Origin of the sequence: Nibricoccus aquaticus (genome assembly GCF_002310495.1) — a bacterium.
In the GTDB taxonomy this organism is placed as follows: domain Bacteria; phylum Verrucomicrobiota; class Verrucomicrobiia; order Opitutales; family Opitutaceae; genus Nibricoccus; species Nibricoccus aquaticus.
Genome location: NZ_CP023344.1, coordinates 3,550,499 through 3,566,306, shown reverse-complemented (window position 1 = coordinate 3,566,306; position 15,808 = coordinate 3,550,499). Strand labels below are relative to the sequence as shown.

Here is a 15,808-nt window from a genome sequence, read left to right as displayed (position 1 = left end):
ATGGCCGGCTTTAATACGCATCCCTCAACTCGAACCCCGCCGGCTCGGGCATATCATCCTCAGCCGGTTTGTCGCTCCGCAGATGCCGCTGGATGTTTTGAGCGATGTATCGGACATCCGGATAATATTCCCGGTTCAACATCCATGAGGAGCCGCCTCCCGCCGCGGCTCCCACACCGTCCATCGTTATCCGGTTGTTTGCGCTTGGTACCGCCTGGACATCCGGCCGCGCCAGTAACAAATCCGCGACCTGCGCCGCCAGTTCCTTTTTATCGATGCGCAAAGCGATCAGCGAAATGGCAGCCATGAATCGCGGCCTTTCGTCGAGCAACTCCCGTTTCCCGATCGCTTTATTGACCACACTGTTTCGCAGCTTGACCGAGAACGCTTCCGTGAGCGCAAGCCAGTCCCACGCATCCGCGTAGTCTGGGCTGAGCTCGATCGCCCGGTCCAGCCACCCGCGAAGCTCTGCCGCTGCGGACTCGGGAAGCCGGAAATTCAAACTCACGGCGTGCATCGATTGCCGCAGCGAATTCTGCGCGAGCTGCTCGTAGATGTAAGGATTATCCGATTTTCGCTCAACCGCTTTCTGCCAGTAGCCGATTGCCCGCTGCGGCTCGCGATCCATCATGGCCATGGCTGCAAGCAGTTCGTAAGGCCTCGCCGCCTCCGGCTCCCGCTCGGCGAACTGCAACATCTTCAAAGTCGCATCGCCATTTTGCTGCAGCCGCCACTTCAGGTTCTCCAGCGCCACATCGCGTTTGAAATCGCTCGCCGGCTCGAACTTCACACGCGCCGCGTAATCCACTTTTTCAACTTTAATGGCGCGCATGTAGTATTTGCCGCCTCGTACGTAGGCCCCCAGATCGCGCTCAACGTCAGCCAGACTTCTTCCAAATGCCTCCTGCATGCTGCGGTCAGCCGGAAGCCCCATTTGCAGCAGCTCCAGAAATTTCGCTTTGCGCGCGAATTGTTGCGGCTCTTTGGCCAGCCCGCAGTCCCAGTAATGAAGCAGCGCCCATGACTGCGCGTAGAAAAGACTGCGGCGGGTACCCTCATTGTAGTCGGGCGAACTCTGCGTGATGGAAAAAAGCTGGCTCAGCGGCATCAGCTTATTCCGGTTCAGCAGCATGAGGTGATAAGGGATATCACGCCCCAGCTTCAATTGATCGTTCTCCACGGTGATCGTCGAATACAGCTCGGCAACACCTTCGTTCAGCCACGGCGGCAACCGGTAGCCTCGCGCGTGCATGAGCAAATGCACGTACTCGTGAAAAATCACCGGGATCGTCTGCTCAAGATCCATCTCCGTGGTCAGTGCAATTACCACCTCGTCGGGAAACCCCTGAAACACACCCGCCAGATCCTCTTTGGGTTTCCCTTTATACAACGGTTTGTAAGGACGGAAATCTCGCTCGCTGTCGAAAATAACAACGGTCACACGCGGCTCCCGAAACGGCGCGCCCGGGAGAATTCTCAGGAAATTTTCCCTGAATTGCTCCAACCGGCCTATCAAAACACTGGCGTCGCGAGGCCGCGAATTGGTGAACACTTCGAAATGGCCGGTGTTCGTATAAATCCATTCCCGCGCCCAGCTCTCGCCGGTGAAAACCAGCAACAACGCCAACAGCGCTTGATAAAAAAACGCCCGCCGACTCATAAGTGATAAAGTCATTTTAAGTAAATTCCTCCGACGCTCTTCCGCGTCTTCCGCGTCTTCCGCGTCTTCCGCACATTCTTCCCGCCCATCAAAAAGACGCCGCGCTTCGGCTCGAAGCGCGGCGTCAAAACACACGCCGTTAATTAGGAAACATCTTTCTTCGGTGCTTCGGAAACAGAGGACTTTGCCGTTGGCGCTGCAGGAACTCCGCTGGATGGTGCCGATGATGGTGATTCCGGAGCCGCCGTACCGAGGAACGTCGGCAGATTCAGTCCCACGCTCTTCGCGAGTTCCTGAATCGGCAGCACACCCTTGTAGAGATCCTGCACGAACTGCCCCGGACCGGCGTTCTGCCCACCCGCGCCGCCACCCATGACGATGACCTTCTCGAATTGGAGTCCCTTGATCGCTCCCGCCTGAATCTCGGCGATGCGCACGATATTTTCCGCGATGAGCAATTGCGTCGCTCCCGACGTATCGCTCGCCACGCGCAGAAGTTTCTCAAAGCCTTGCGCCTTCGCGTCGAGCAGTGCCCGCGTACCTTCAGCTTCAGCCGTCAGCTTTGCCTGAATACCCGTCGCCTCCGCACCGAGCTTCGCGCGAATACCCGCCGCTTCACCTTCCGCTACGCGGCGAACACCTTCCGCCTCGGCGTCTTTCTGAATGACGTACGCCGCCGACTGACCTTCTTGAATGATCTTCGTCTGCGCCGCCTTGGCTTCGGCATCGATGCGCACGCGCTCCTTGTCGATCTCTGCCTTCACGATTTGGTCAGCCTGCTGCTGTGCCTTTTCGCGAGCCGCACGTGCGAGCTCGGCTTCCTGTTGAGCCTTGTACGATTCCTGGAGCGCGCGTGCCTCGGCCACTTTCTGCGCCGCTTCCGTCCGGCGTTTCGCCTCAGCCTGCTCAGCCGCGAGATCGGCGTTGGATTTCGCGATGACCACCTGCGCCGTATTCTGTCCCTTGCGCGCCTCGGCCTCAGCCGTGGCGACGCGAATAAACTGATCGCGCTCCGCTTCCGCGCGACCGATCGCACCGCGCTGATTTTCCTGCGCGACCTTGATCTGCGCATCGTTGATCGCGCGCGCCGCCGATTCTTTGCCGAGCGCATCGATGTAGCCCGAGAGATCTTTGATGTCGCGGATATTACCGTTGATCATCCGCAGACCGACTTTGTGCAGCTCGACTTCGACGCCCTTCGTGATCGCAGCGATCAGCTTTTCGCGGTCGTTGTTGATTTCCTCAATGGTCATCGAGGCGAAGACCACGCGCATCTGGCCCATAATAATTTCCGACGCCAGCTGCTGCACTTCATCGAGCGAACGCCCAAGCAAACGCGTCGCCGCGTTCTGCATCACCTCAGGCTCCGTCGAGATGCCGATAGTGAACGACGCCGGCGCATCGATGCGGATATTCTGACTCGAGAGCGCTCCCTTCAGCTCGATGTCTATCGTGATCGGCGTGAGATCGAGATACTGGTAGCTCTGGAAAAACGGGACCACGAACGTCGAGCCGCCGTGATAGCACCGTGAAGAAAGTCCGTTCGCGAGTTTGCCGTACACCACCAGGACTTTGTCCGGCGGGCACATGCGATAACGCGCAATCAGCGTCATCGCGATAATGAGAACAAAGACGACGACCAGCGCCGCCAGCATGATGTCTACGATTTCCATGGGGAGTTAGTTGAAGGGTTGAAGAAGAAACAAAAATGACCTCGGCAGCCTCAGCTCCGCGCAGAAAAAATCCCGCGCTACCAGTCCTGCCTCACTTACTCAGAGCCGCTCGACCAGCACCGTGCGCGCGTCGATGAGGCTGACGACTTTGACCTTTTCGCCGCTCGGCACCGCCTGCTCGCCCGCTTGCAACGCGCCATATGTTTCCTGCCGTCCGCGAAAAGTCACCGTCACCTGCCCGCCGCCAGCCTTGGCCGGCGGCAGCGTCACGTAAACCGTTCCCACCGCACCGACCGCATCCTCGATGCGCGCCGTGCCATCGCTGCGGATACCGAGGATCGCGCGAAACATGAACACGATCAGCGCCATCATCGCCCCGCCCGCCATGCAGCCGAGCACCACCGCGAGCCAGACTTCTGCACCACGCCCGAGCGAGAATCCACCAATCCAGCCGAAGCCGAGGAAAAATCCCGTCAACGGCTTCACCGAAAAAATCCCGCCGCCATCGTGCCCGACATCTCCGCCCGAAGTCAGTGCATCGACCGCGTCGTCGTGCTCCATGCCAAAGACGGCCATCACCATCAGGATGAGCGACACGAGGCCCGCCGTCAGGGCGATGCCGTAGAAAATCTGCTTCGCCAGCGAGAACTCGTCCCACCAGCGCGTGAGTTGATCGATCAAAGCAAGGGTAGTCATGGGGTATTCTCCACGCGGACGACCATCGCAGATACGCGCCGAAGGGCATATTACAATGTCCATCTCTCATTTCGCTCCGCTTAACCTGCATTCCGTCACGCCGCTCAGCCCCGCCCGACCCGTTGACAGCGTTCGCGCCGCCCGCCTAGCCTCCGCGCAAATGGACAAACCGACCTACTTGTTGGAATTCGAAAAACCGCTCCGCGAGCTCAGCAACCAGCTCGACCTGCTGCGTCAGCAGTCGCTCGAAAACAACGTCGATGTCGCCAAAGAAATCGCCTCCATTGAGCGCAAGATCGAGTCCACCCGCCGCGAGATCTACTCCGATCTCTCCCCGTGGCAGAAGGTCCAGCTCGCCCGCCACCCCAAGCGCCCCTACGCCCTCGATTACGTCAACGCCCTCTGCGAAAACTTCCAGGAGCTACATGGTGACCGCCAGTTCAACGACGACCGCGCCCTCATCGGCGGCACCGCGTTTTTCCAAGGCCGCTCCGTCATGATCGTCGCCCAGCAAAAAGGCCGCGACACCAAGGAAAACATCCTCCGCAACTTCGGCATGCCCCAGCCCGAAGGTTACCGCAAAGCCCTTCGCCTGATGAAACTCGCCGAAAAATTCGGCCTGCCCGTCATCACCTTCATCGACACTCCCGGCGCGTTCCCAGGCATCGAGTCGGAAGCCCGCCACGTGTCTGAAGCCATCGCCGTCAACCTCCGCGAAATGGCCATGCTCAAAGTCCCGTCCATCGCCGTCGTCGTGGGCGAAGGCGGTTCCGGCGGCGCGCTCGGCATCGGCGTCACCGATCGTGTGCTCATTTTCGAAAACAGCTACTACTCCGTCATCTCGCCCGAAGGCTGCGCCGCGATTCTCTGGAAAGACCGCGCCGCCGCTCCGAAAGCCGCCGAAGCCCTCAAGCTCAACGCCGACCACCTCGAAAAACTCGGCGTCGTCGATGAAGTCGTTCCCGAGCCTTTCGGCGGTGCGCACAACGATCACGCCGCCGCCGCCGAATCGCTTAAGAAGGCGCTCCTCAAACACCTCAACGAGCTCACCAAGCTCGACGAAGAAAAGCTCCTCGACTCCCGCTACAACCGCTACCGCCACCTCGGCGTCTACGAAGAAGCCGGCGTCGCCCACGCCTGATTTCCCATCGTCGGCACCTCCGTCTTTCCATCCCGTTTTCAAAAACGCGCTCCTTAATCGGAGCGCTTTTTTTGCGCCCCAATCAATCGTTCGAGTGCCCGCCATCCAGACTCACGCGCGGCCCGCTCGCGTTCGACCGAATCGTGATCAACTCGCACTTCGTCGCGCGTTTCTCTTTCGGATCGAACGTCACCAACGCCGCCGATAAACGCACATCCTGCTCCGCGACTTCAAACCGGCGTGGCATCCCGGTGATAAATTTCTCCAAAACGGGTTTCACTTCGCGCCCGAGCACCGATGCATACGGCCCCGTCATGCCGACATCGCACATGAAAGCCGTGCCCTTCGGCAGCACGCTCGCATCCGCCGTCGGCACATGCGTATGCGTCCCGAGCACCGCGATCGCGCGCCCGTCGAGATGCCAGCCCATCGCCTGCTTTTCCGAAGTCGCCTCGGCATGGATCTCCACAAACGCGCCGTTCGCCTTGTCGCCGATTTCCTTGAGCATCCGGTCCGCCGCGAGAAACGGGCAGTCCGCCTTGATGTTAAGATACTGCCGCCCCAGCACCGTAAACACCGCCAGCCGAAATCCCTTTGCCTGCAAAATCACGTGATCTCTTCCTGGATTCGACGCGGGCAAATTCGCCGGGCGGCACACCCGCTCAAAACTCCCGATCTCGTCCTCCCACCCTTTTTGATCCCACACATGGTCACCCAACGTGATCGCATCCACGCCGCAGCTAAGCAGCGTCTTCGCAATTACACCCGTGATGCCGGACCCGGCGGCCGCGTTCTCCGCATTGGCGATCACCAGATCGATGCCATGCTGCGCGCGCAGTTGAGGCAAACGCGACGCGATGATGTCACGCCCAGGCCGCCCAACCACGTCGCCAATAAAGAGAAACTTCAACATAGCCGCAGAGCGTCCAAACCCACCGCAAACGAAGCAACGCCCAATTCCCTCTCCATGCTCCGCTCGCTCGGCATTCGACCTTCGGCCTCGGATTGCTCCTCCCCATTGGTCACTGGTCATTACTTAATTGGTCATTCGCGCCACCTGCCGCGGCACGCCTTTTCCACGCTTGCCAGTCCCCGTCGCGATTGCATCGTCTGAACTCCTTTTTCCAACCTCCGCGCCTATGAAATCATCCACCTCGCCCTCCTCGTTTCCCCAAGCCGAAATCGGCAAAGAAATGAAAGGTTCCGACTGCGTCGTCGAGTGCCTCATCCGCGAAGGTGTTGATGCCATCTTCGCGTACCCCGGCGGTGCCTCGCAGGAACTCCACCAGTCACTCGCCCGAACCGACAAGATCCGCACCATCCTCCCCCGCCACGAACAAGGCGGCTCCTTCGCCGCCGAAGGTTACGCCCGCGCCACCGGCAAAGTCGGCGTGTGTATGGCCACTTCCGGCCCCGGCGCCACCAACCTCATCTCGGCCATCGCCGACGCCTTCATGGATTCGACCCCGATGGTCGCGATCACCGGCCAGGTTTTCACCAAGTTCATCGGCAAGAGCGCGTTTCAGGAAACCGACTTCTTCGGCATGACCCTGCCGATAGTGAAGCACTCCTACCTCGTCATGAATGTCGCGGACATCCCGCGCATTTTCAAAGAGGCGTTCCACCTCGCGCGCACCGGCCGCCCCGGCCCCGTCATCATCGATATTCCGAAGGATATCCAGCAGGCGAAATTCACGCCCGTCTATCCAGCCACCGTCGAGTTCCGCAACCCACTCATCAGCCAGATTCCGCAGGCGAACGACGATCAGCTGAAACAAATCCTCTCGCTCATCTTCGAAGCGAAACGCCCCGTTCTGTACGTCGGCGGCGGTCTCATCTCCGCTGAAGCACACAAGGAACTCCGCACGTTCGCCGAGAAGACCAACATCAATGTCGCCACGACACTGATGGGCGTCGGCGCATTCCCCGAGACACATAAGCTCTCCATGCAGTGGTTCGGCATGCACGGCGCCGCCTACGGCAACTGGGCCGTCGATCAATCCGATTTGCTCCTCTGCTTTGGCGCCCGCTTCGACGACCGCATCACCGGAGCCGTCGAGAAATTCGCGTCTGGCGCGAAGATCGTCCACCTCGACATCGACGCCGCTGAGCACAACAAGAACAAACGCGGCGTCATCCCGGTTTGCTCCGACATCAAGTTCGCGCTCAACCGCCTCAACGAGCTCATCGCCGCCCACAAGTTCACCGCGCCCGACACCGCCGCCTGGCACGCCCAGATCGCCACGTGGAAAGCCGAACACCCGTTCGACTCCAAAGCCGGTTTCGGCAACAGCCCGCACATCCTCCCGCAGGAAGCCGTCGCCGCCCTCTACGAACTCACCAAGGGCGACGCCATCATCACCACCGGCGTCGGCCAGCACCAGATGTGGGCCGCACAATTCTACCGCTTCGACGAACCCCGCCGCTACATCAGCTCGCTCGGTCTCGGCGCGATGGGCTACGGGTATCCCGCCGCGATGGGCGCCAAAGTCGCCTGCCCCGACAAGCAAGTCATCGATATCGATGGCGACGGCTCCTTCCTGATGAACGTCCAGGAACTCGCCACCTGCCACATCGAGAAGATCGCCGCCAAGGCGATGATCTTGAATAACCAGCACCTCGGCATGGTCGTGCAGTGGGAAGACCGCTTCTATGGCAGCGTCCGCGGCAACACGATCCTCGGCGACCAAAAGAACATCGGCGGCCCCGACAACCTCGGCGGCATCTATCCCGACTACGTCACCATCGCGAAGGGCTTCGGCGTCAAAGCACGCCGCGTCCACAAGAAGAGCGAACTCAAGGAAGCCATCCAAGAGATGCTCGACCACGACGGCCCGTACCTCCTCGACGTTATCGTCCCTTACACCGAGCACGTGCTCCCAATGATCCCCGCCGGTAAAACGGTGAAAGAAATGATCCTCAAGTAAGCCGCTCTCTTCGAGTTCTGTTTCACTCTTCAGCCCGGGCCTAAACCGCCCGGGCTTTTTCATACCCCGTAGCCGCGAGCGCCAGCGAGCGGCCCCGCCCAATCACTCACTCATATTTCCGCGCTTCCGCCCTTTCGCATTTCCGCGATCTCCCCATCACGTCCGCGCTCACTTCGTCTTCATCACAAACACCCCATCCCAATCTTTGCCCGGCGGATTCAACTTCATCACTCCACACCGCTGCACGTACAACAGCGACGGATTGATCTCTGTAAACTCATCCAGCTGCCGCGGCTCCAACTTCGCAGCCCGCTCGAACGCCGCGATCGCCGCGTCCCAATCCTGCTTCAAATACTTCTCCATTCCCTCGGCAAAATGCTGCGCGCACTCCCTCGTCGTCGCCGAAATCAGATCCTTTAATCCGAGGATCTCGAAAATCCCCACCGGCTCAGACCGCCCCTTCACCACGATGCGATCGAGAAACCGAAACACACACCGGTCCCCCGCCAGCTCCGCCGCCGTCTTCGTCGCCTCCGTGACCAGCGTGCCCGCGCCATAACTACGCGCGCCGCTCTCCAGGCGTGAGGCCAGATTCACCGTATCTCCCATCATCGTGTAATTGAACCGCGTCAGCGACCCCATGTTGCCCACCACAGCCGCCCCGCTGTTCAAACCGATACGCGTGTGCATGTGCCCCACCGTTACCGGCCATTTCGACCCCGCCGACATCCACTTTTTCCGCAGCTCATCCAGCCGCTGCTGCACCAGCTGCGACGCCACGCACGCGCGATAAGCGTGATCGGCAAACTCCACCGGCGCCCCGAACATCGCGACCACCGCGTCTCCGATATACTTGTCCAGCGTCCCGCCTTGCGCCGTCACGATGTCCGTGCACGCCGTCAGATATTCATTCATTAACTCCACGAGCTGATCAGGCGGCAGTTTTTCGGCAAACGACGAGAACCCCTCGATGTCTGAAAAGTACGCCGTGATCCGCGCCTCGACACCGCCCAGTTTCGGCTCCTCGCCCGACTCCACCATCCGGTTCACCAGCTCAGGCGACACATATGTACCGAACATGCCCTTGATCCGTCCGCGCTGCTTTTCTTCCACGATCAACTGCCAGATCAGCGCCGCAAAACTCGTCGTGAACGCCGCGCCCACCGGCGCCACCAGTGGCAGCACCCAGTGCGTCCGCGCAAACACCACAAACGCCACCGCCACATAACCCGCGAGCAACACCACCGCGCCCGCCTTGCGCCACCCGCCCCGCCGTCCTGTCGCCAGCACCAGCGCGCAAACCGCCGCCGTCAACGCGAGTACGATAGCCACCACCCCCGCGCCTCCTATCCGGTGAAGGTATTTTCCCGATACGATCGTTTTAACCAGGTTACCGTGAATGCCCACGCGTGGCACCGGCTGTGGATCGAGAGGCGTCGCCGCGATGTCCTGCAACAACGGATCCACCGGCCCGATCAGCACCACCGCTCCCTCGAACCGCTTGAAAAACTCCCGCGCCACTTCGCGCTCTTCCGCGTTCTCCGCACCGAGCATCTGACCCGCCATCAGTACATGCGAAAAACTCGCGCGCGGATTGCGCTCCGGCGAATCCCACCTCGAAAACCAGTTCACCTCCAGATCGCGCCCATTTATCAGCGGCACCGCCGCCAGCACGCCGCCATCGCCACGCACCAGCGTCATGCGTTCCGCCTCAATCACCACCGCTTCACGCGGCAGATCCCAGTAAAGCCGCGCCAGCTCCACGCCCATGTGCTGGAAAACTCCGTCCTGCGTCCGCGCGAACAGCGGAACTCGCCGCGTCCCGCCATCAATCGTATCGATCAACCCCATCAACGGCGGATGCATGATCGTATTACCTGCTCCGCGCATCTGCGGCCGCTCCGGCGCCTGCACCTGTTCAGCCGGTGTATCCGCATCCGGCAGCGACCGCATGATCGGCTGGCCATTGATGTCGCGATCCTCCGCCGCCGCGTACGCCGCCGCGACAACCACCGGCGCCGGCGGCCGCGAATGCAGCAGACGAAACAATTCCAGCGTGCCTGCCCGAAACCGCTCATCATTCACCAGCTCAGGAATCCCCCGCTCCGAAAAAACAAAATCGATCCCCACCGCCTTCGCTTTTCCCTCCGCTAAAAGAGTCTCACTAACCTTCGCATAAAGCGCCCGGTCCCACGGCAGATTCCCGATATCCGTGATCGATTTCGAATCCACATCCACGTACGCCACCTTCACCGGCGCATCGATCTCCCCGCGAAAACGAAAACGCCAGTCCAGCGAGCGCTGCTCCAGAAAACTCAGCAGTCCCAAAAAATGTGCCGCGCACCACAACGCCGGAATCGGCAGTAACGCTAGCCAACGAAGAGATGTGAGCTTCTTAAGCCGGGGCACAGGCGGCGACCGTAGGTGCCGCTCCGCCCCTGCGCCAGTCCGTAGTTTCAGATCGTCTACGGGACCGATGTCTCGCTCGGATGGAGGCGCGGTGCCCTCACCGCGCATTAACGTCTGGCCGGCTTTCGACGATCAACACGGATCCAACGCCGCATTTCTAATAAACCGCCGCTCAACCCTTAGGCTGTCCATCCGTCGGCGACGTGCGTGCAGGCGGCAGTTGCGGACCGGGTGAAGGTGAAACCGGCGAAAGACCTTCGCCGCTCTGCGCCGACGCTTCTGCCGTCGAGCCGCCACCCGCACCACCCGAGCCGCCATTCCCCTGAATCGACGTCGCCGAAATCGTCATCGATCCCACCGTCGCCAGCATCTGCTGCACGAGCTGAAACAGTGATGCCTGCACCGAAGCGGGCACATCCGTCGGTTCGCCGACCGGCGGAATCGCCCCCACTTCGCCCGTGCGGCCGTTGTATTCGATTCCCGTGACGACGACCTGCTTGCCCTGCGGCACCACCACCGGACGTCCCCGATTGCCAAAAGTCTGTTCGATCACGCCTTCGAGCATCACCAGCGCAAACGCCGCGCGATCCCCCTCCGGCTTGAACGCGATCCGGAAAGCCGTCCCGCGAATACCGGCCGCCCCCACCGGCGTCTTGATCTGAAAACTCGAACCGCCCGTTTTATTCAGCTTCTTCACGTCCGAGATCAACTCGCCGCGCATCAAATTCAACCGCGTCGTCGAGGTCGATGGCTCCGCGGTAAGCGTGCTCATCTTGTACGACTCTCCAAACGGCTGCTGCGTAAATTGCTCCAGCGCCAGCACCGAGTCCGCTCCGAGCGAGACCGTCGCGCCATTCGACAAAACAAAAAGCACACTCGCACCCGAGCCCGTCGTGATCACCTGGCCCTCGCTTAGCAACGAACCCGTGCGTACGGGAAATTTGAGCCCATCGCTTGGGTTCATCGCGAACGCCTCGCCCGTCACACGCGCCACCAAGATCCGCCCGCCCGGTTGCTCCGCTGGCGCGGCCGGTGCCGCCGTCTGCGCCTCCGCGACGCCTGCTGCGGTGAACAGAAGCGTGGCGGCGAAAAACCAGCGGATGAAAAGACGGGGCATGACAAAATTGAGCGTGAGACCAAAGCGACACTACGGAACCGAACTTAAGCGTTGCTGCAAAGATCTGGCAGCAAGGTAGGCAGGGTCAAGGCGCAAGCATGTCGCCGCAGCCGCTTCCGCCAGCTTTTTTGCCCTAGGGTTTAGACTGAGGTGATATGCCTGGTGGTACCAAACCAGCGAACTCCCCGGAGCCAGAATCAGCGCCTTCAAAAACGCTTCGCTCCCTTCATTCCAGCGTCCCTGCATGTCCAGCGACACGCCCAGCCTGATCCAGAATTCCGGCACCAACTCCGACCGGGCAAGTGCCTGCCGCGCAGAGGCCTCAGCCTCTTTGCCCAACTCGTTCCGGCTGTGCGCCGCCAGGTGAGACCACAGCGCCGAAGCATACGCCGAATCCGCCCACGCCTGCCCGTTCGCATCATCGAACGCCAGCGCCTCTCCGAATAGGGAACGGGCCTCAGTCAACGTCTCCTTCTGCTGGTTCAGCGTCGGATTCGGGTTCAACGCCAGCGCATCGATCTTCTGCCTGCCCGCATAACGCGACGCCTCCGCCTGATAAGTCGGCAACGCCACCGCCAGCATCACGATCACCACCGCCACCGCCGCCACGATGCCGCCCAACTGCCTCAACGGTTCCGGTTCGCCCGCCTCCTCCGCCGGCCAGTGCCGCCGCACCACCTCCGCCGCCACCAGCGCCACCATCATGCACAGCGCCGGGATCTTCAGGTGAAAATCCACGAAACTCGCCGCCGCAAACGCCAGCAGCCCCACGCTCATCGCGTGCGTGAACCCCGGCGCGCGCCACCCCACGTTCACCTCCGCAAAAACTCCCGCCCTCGCCGCTCGCGCCGCCACTTTCCACGCGACCACCGCCACCGCGCCGAAGAACAGCGCAAACCCCGTCAGCCCGTAATCGCTCAGCGTATTCAGGTACTCGTTATGCACCCACTGCGGCTCGTCGTTGAATCGCTCCGGCCGCTGCCGCTCGAACAACGTGTTGAAACTCCCAGCGCCCGTCCCCAGCACCGGCGCGCTCGTGAACAACTGCGTCGACGCCTCCCACAAGATCGGCCGCGACCACTCCCCGCGGTCCTTCGCCAGACTGTCCAGCCGCGTCTTCACCAGCGGCACCGTCGAATAAAGCGCCGCCCCCGCCATGATCACCGCCCCCAGCGCCGTCGCCGAAAGCAAGATACGCGACGCCCACGCCTGGCTCCGCGCAAACAGCGGCCAGCACGCCAACGCCAGCGCGAGCGCCAGCCATCCGCCTCGGCTGATCGTCAGCCCGATCCCCAGCAGCAGCACCAGCCCGAGATACCCAAAGAGCACCCGCTGAAACGCCGTCGCCCCCCGCTGCCACGCCAGCGAGAGCACCGGCGGGATCGCCAGCGCCAGCAGCGCCGCAAAGTTGTTCGGATTCCCAAAACTCCCGCTCGCCCTCCCGATGTACTGCGCCACCTGCGTGCGCTCCATCATCAACCAGTCCGGCGCGATGAACCGCTGGTACGCCGCCAGCACCACCGCAAACACCGCCAGCCCCAGCGCCGTCCCGATCACCACCAGCCGCGGTCCCGGACGCCTGAGCCCGTTCAGCGAAACCCAAAACGTCGCGATCATCTGCGCCCAGCCCAGCCACTCGCGTTTTCCGATCCACGGCACCGGCGTGATAAAAAGCACGCTCACCGCCGCGTATCCGAGAAACGGCAACAGCCAGAAACCCGCCGCGTGCGACCGCCCGCCCGTCCACGCCGTCAGCGCCAGTTGCAACGCCAGTGCGATCCCCGTCAGCGCCCAGCTCAGCACCATCGTCTCCGCCCGCACGCCTCCGAGACAAAGCGTCGTCCACGCCAGATTCCCCGCCAGCAACCCCGCGATCATCCACTCGCCGGTCGTCGGCCCATCCGTTGCAATGTCGCGCGATGCCATGTCGGTCGTCGGTAAAATCGGAGGATCTGTCAGTGTGGTGGCCAAGGCGGGTGAAGTACCACGCTCCATCGGCACACCCCATGGATTCTCAACCGGTTGCGCAGGTCAAAACATACCCTTGCCCCTGCACCCGCTTCAACCAACGCGGATTCTCCGCATTGTCCCCGAGTTTTTTCCGCAAACGCCAGATGTGCGTGTCCACCGTCCGCGTCGACGGGAAATACGTATAACCCCACACCGCATCCAGCATCTGATCCCGCGTCACCGCCGCCCCCAGATGCGCCGCGAACAACTCCAGCAACGCATACTCCGTCCGCGTCAGCGCCACGTCCTCCCCATTTTTCCGCGCCGCCTTCTGGTCAAGATCCACGACGAGTTCATCAAATCTTAACACCCGTCCCGCCGGTGCCTGCCGCTCGTGCTTCCTCAGCAGCGCATGCACCCGCGCCAGCAGCTCCTCCTTGTCGAAAGGTTTCCCGAGGTAATCGTCCGCCCCCGCCTTCAATCCCTTCACCCGCTCCGGCGTCTCGTTCCGCGTCGTCAACATCAGCACCGGCGCCGCCACGCCCAGCCGCCGCATCTCCTCCACCGCTTCCACGCCGCCGAGCCTCGGCATCATCACATCGATCACGATCAGCGCCGGTTTCTCCTTCAGCGTCACTTCGACGCCTTGCGCGCCGTCCGCCGCTTCGAGCACGCGATAACCTTCTCCCTGCAAACAACGCACCACGCTCGCGCGGATCGCCGCATCGTCATCGATCACCAGCACACGGGGTAAAACACTCATGAGATAATTTCGCCGGACTGCCCGGCGCTCCCCACCTCACACACGAAATCTTCCGCCGGCAAGTTTGTGACACCTCCGTGACGCATCGCCCCCGCCCGTTCTGCGATCATGTCCCCATGAGCACGCCCTCCCTACTCCTCGTCGAAGACGAACTCCTCGTCGCCATGGACCTCCGCCGCCGTCTCGAATCCGCCGGCTACACCGTTCTCGGCGTCGCCATGTCCGGCGAAGACGCCCTCACCCAGGCCCGCCGGCTCAAGCCCGGCCTCGTCCTCATGGACATCCACCTCCAAGGCGACATGGACGGTATCGACACCGCCAGCCGCCTCCTGGCCGAACTCGATCTCCCTATCGTGTTTCTCACTGGCAACGCCGACGCCACCACCCTCGCCCGCGCCCAGGCCGTCGCCCCCTTCAACTTTCTCTCCAAACCCATCAAAGAACGCGAACTCCGCTTCAGCATCGACATCGCCCTCCACCACCACGCCACGCAGCGCGAACTCCGCCGCATGCGCGACGAACTCGAACTCCGCGTCGAACTCCGCACCGCCGCCTACCGCGAGGCCAACACCGCCCTCCAAAACGAAATCGCCCGCCACGCCGACACCGTCGCCGCCCTCGAACGCGCCCGCGACGACGCTCTCGCCGCCTCCCGCGCCAAAAGCCAGTTCCTCGCCTGCGTCAGCCACGAGCTCCGCACCCCCATGAACGGCATCCTCGGCATGACCGAGATCCTCCTCGATTCCACGCGCTCCAACGCCGACCGCCAGTGCCTCTCCGTCGTCCAGGCTTCCGCTCAAAGTCTCCTCGGCCTCATCGACAACCTCCTCGATTACTCCCACGCCCATGCCGGCAAAATCGCCCTCACCCCCGCCGGCTTCGACCTCCGTAACCGCCTCGCCCCGCTCCTGGACTCCCTCGAACAACGCGCCCGTTCCCGCCAGCTCGTCCTCACCTGCGAAATCGCCCCGGAAGTCCCCCCGCTCGTCTACGGCGATCCGCTCCGTCTCGGCCAGATCCTCCTCAACCTCGCCGATAACGCCATCAAGTTCACCGACCGCGGCGAGATCGACATCCTCATCGGCGTCCGCGCCCGCGAAGGCTCCCGCGTCTGCCTCGAAGTCTCCGTCAGCGACACCGGCATCGGCATCCCGCCCGAACTCCACGCCAACATCTTCGCCCCGTTCGTCCAGGCCGACTTGTCCGACTCCCGCCGCCACGGCGGCCTCGGTCTCGGTCTCTCCATCAGCGAACAACTCGTCCGCATCATGGGCGGCCGCATCTGGCTCCAAAGCGCCCCCGGCCGCGGCAGCACCTTCTCCTTCCTCGTCTGGCTCGAAACCCTCGACCTCCCCCAACACCTCGACACCGCCAACCCGCTCCCCTCAGCACAAAATACGCGTCACCTCCCCGCTTAAGCCACCCCCGCCCCGGTCCGATTCATATCCATGGCCGGCCACCGACTCCGTTCC

General features: G+C 62.0%; 11 protein-coding genes. 3 read left to right on the top strand and 8 right to left on the bottom strand.

Annotation, left to right across the window (positions count from 1 at the left end):
• Nucleotides 1-10: 10 nt before the first annotated feature.
• The 3 genes from CMV30_RS14350 to CMV30_RS14340 all read right to left on the bottom strand — a co-directional run bounded on the left by CMV30_RS14350 (nt 11) and on the right by CMV30_RS14340 (nt 4,029).
• A complete protein-coding gene (locus tag CMV30_RS14350; RefSeq protein WP_138223313.1) occupies nt 11-1,795 on the bottom strand; it encodes a hypothetical protein in 1,785 nt (594 codons plus the stop codon).
• A gap of 8 nt (nt 1,796-1,803) precedes the next feature.
• Nucleotides 1,804-3,315: a flotillin family protein gene (locus CMV30_RS14345; RefSeq protein ID WP_245844224.1), complete on the bottom strand. Its 1,512-nt coding sequence runs from the start codon at nt 3,313-3,315 to the stop codon at nt 1,804-1,806.
• Nucleotides 3,316-3,432: 117 nt separating this feature from the next.
• Nucleotides 3,433-4,029, bottom strand: a complete 597-nt coding sequence (locus tag CMV30_RS14340; RefSeq protein WP_096056674.1) for a hypothetical protein — start codon at nt 4,027-4,029, stop codon at nt 3,433-3,435.
• A 160-nt stretch (nt 4,030-4,189) separates the two neighbouring features.
• Here CMV30_RS14340 and CMV30_RS14335 point away from each other — a divergent pair, with 160 nt between their 5' ends.
• The gene (locus CMV30_RS14335; protein WP_096057779.1) at nt 4,190-5,170 is read left to right on the top strand and encodes an acetyl-CoA carboxylase carboxyltransferase subunit alpha; all 981 of its coding nucleotides are present in this window, start codon (nt 4,190-4,192) and stop codon (nt 5,168-5,170) included.
• Between the two features lie 82 nt (nt 5,171-5,252).
• On the opposite strand, the gene CMV30_RS14330 is transcribed toward CMV30_RS14335, so the two are convergent.
• Nucleotides 5,253-6,083 (bottom strand): TIGR00282 family metallophosphoesterase, encoded by an 831-nt coding sequence (locus tag CMV30_RS14330; RefSeq protein WP_096056673.1) that lies wholly within the window; start codon nt 6,081-6,083, stop codon nt 5,253-5,255.
• Between the two features lie 226 nt (nt 6,084-6,309).
• On the opposite strand from CMV30_RS14330, the gene ilvB reads away from it, so the two are divergent.
• The gene (gene ilvB, locus CMV30_RS14325; RefSeq protein WP_096056672.1) at nt 6,310-8,097 is read left to right on the top strand and encodes a biosynthetic-type acetolactate synthase large subunit; all 1,788 of its coding nucleotides are present in this window, start codon (nt 6,310-6,312) and stop codon (nt 8,095-8,097) included.
• A gap of 168 nt (nt 8,098-8,265) precedes the next feature.
• On the opposite strand, the gene CMV30_RS14320 is transcribed toward ilvB, so the two are convergent.
• The 4 genes from CMV30_RS14320 to CMV30_RS14305 all read right to left on the bottom strand — a co-directional run bounded on the left by CMV30_RS14320 (nt 8,266) and on the right by CMV30_RS14305 (nt 14,336).
• A complete protein-coding gene (locus CMV30_RS14320) occupies nt 8,266-10,614 on the bottom strand; it encodes a CHASE2 domain-containing protein (RefSeq protein ID WP_096056671.1) in 2,349 nt (782 codons plus the stop codon).
• 64 nt (nt 10,615-10,678) lie between these two features.
• Entirely contained in the window at nt 10,679-11,623 is a 945-nt protein-coding gene (locus CMV30_RS14315; protein WP_096056670.1) for a FecR family protein, read from the bottom strand.
• A gap of 30 nt (nt 11,624-11,653) precedes the next feature.
• On the bottom strand, nt 11,654-13,594 hold the full coding sequence (locus tag CMV30_RS14310; protein ID WP_175414888.1) for an O-antigen ligase family protein: 1,941 nt from the start codon (nt 13,592-13,594) through the stop codon (nt 11,654-11,656).
• Nucleotides 13,595-13,637: 43 nt separating this feature from the next.
• A complete protein-coding gene (locus CMV30_RS14305) occupies nt 13,638-14,336 on the bottom strand; it encodes a response regulator transcription factor (RefSeq protein ID WP_096056668.1) in 699 nt (232 codons plus the stop codon).
• A gap of 116 nt (nt 14,337-14,452) precedes the next feature.
• On the opposite strand from CMV30_RS14305, the gene CMV30_RS14300 reads away from it, so the two are divergent.
• Nucleotides 14,453-15,754 carry an ATP-binding protein gene (locus CMV30_RS14300; RefSeq protein WP_096056667.1) on the top strand — a complete coding sequence of 434 codons (1,302 nt, stop codon included), beginning with the start codon at nt 14,453-14,455 and terminating at the stop codon, nt 15,752-15,754.
• The last annotated feature ends 54 nt before the right edge of the window (nt 15,755-15,808 follow it).

Excerpts from the sequence above, each read along its gene's own strand:
- CMV30_RS14345 (WP_245844224.1), bottom strand. The coding sequence starts at position 3,315 with ATGCTGGCGGCGCTGGTCGTCGTCTTTGTTCTCATTATCGCGATGACG.
- CMV30_RS14340 (WP_096056674.1), bottom strand. The coding sequence starts at position 4,029 with ATGACTACCCTTGCTTTGATCGATCAACTCACGCGCTGGTGGGACGAG.
- CMV30_RS14335 (WP_096057779.1), top strand. The coding sequence starts at position 4,190 with ATGGACAAACCGACCTACTTGTTGGAATTCGAAAAACCGCTCCGCGAG.
- CMV30_RS14330 (WP_096056673.1), bottom strand. The coding sequence starts at position 6,083 with ATGTTGAAGTTTCTCTTTATTGGCGACGTGGTTGGGCGGCCTGGGCGT.
- ilvB (WP_096056672.1), top strand. The coding sequence starts at position 6,310 with ATGAAATCATCCACCTCGCCCTCCTCGTTTCCCCAAGCCGAAATCGGC.
- CMV30_RS14320 (WP_096056671.1), bottom strand. The coding sequence starts at position 10,614 with ATGCGCGGTGAGGGCACCGCGCCTCCATCCGAGCGAGACATCGGTCCC.
- CMV30_RS14315 (WP_096056670.1), bottom strand. The coding sequence starts at position 11,623 with ATGCCCCGTCTTTTCATCCGCTGGTTTTTCGCCGCCACGCTTCTGTTC.
- CMV30_RS14305 (WP_096056668.1), bottom strand. The coding sequence starts at position 14,336 with ATGAGTGTTTTACCCCGTGTGCTGGTGATCGATGACGATGCGGCGATC.
- CMV30_RS14300 (WP_096056667.1), top strand. The coding sequence starts at position 14,453 with ATGAGCACGCCCTCCCTACTCCTCGTCGAAGACGAACTCCTCGTCGCC.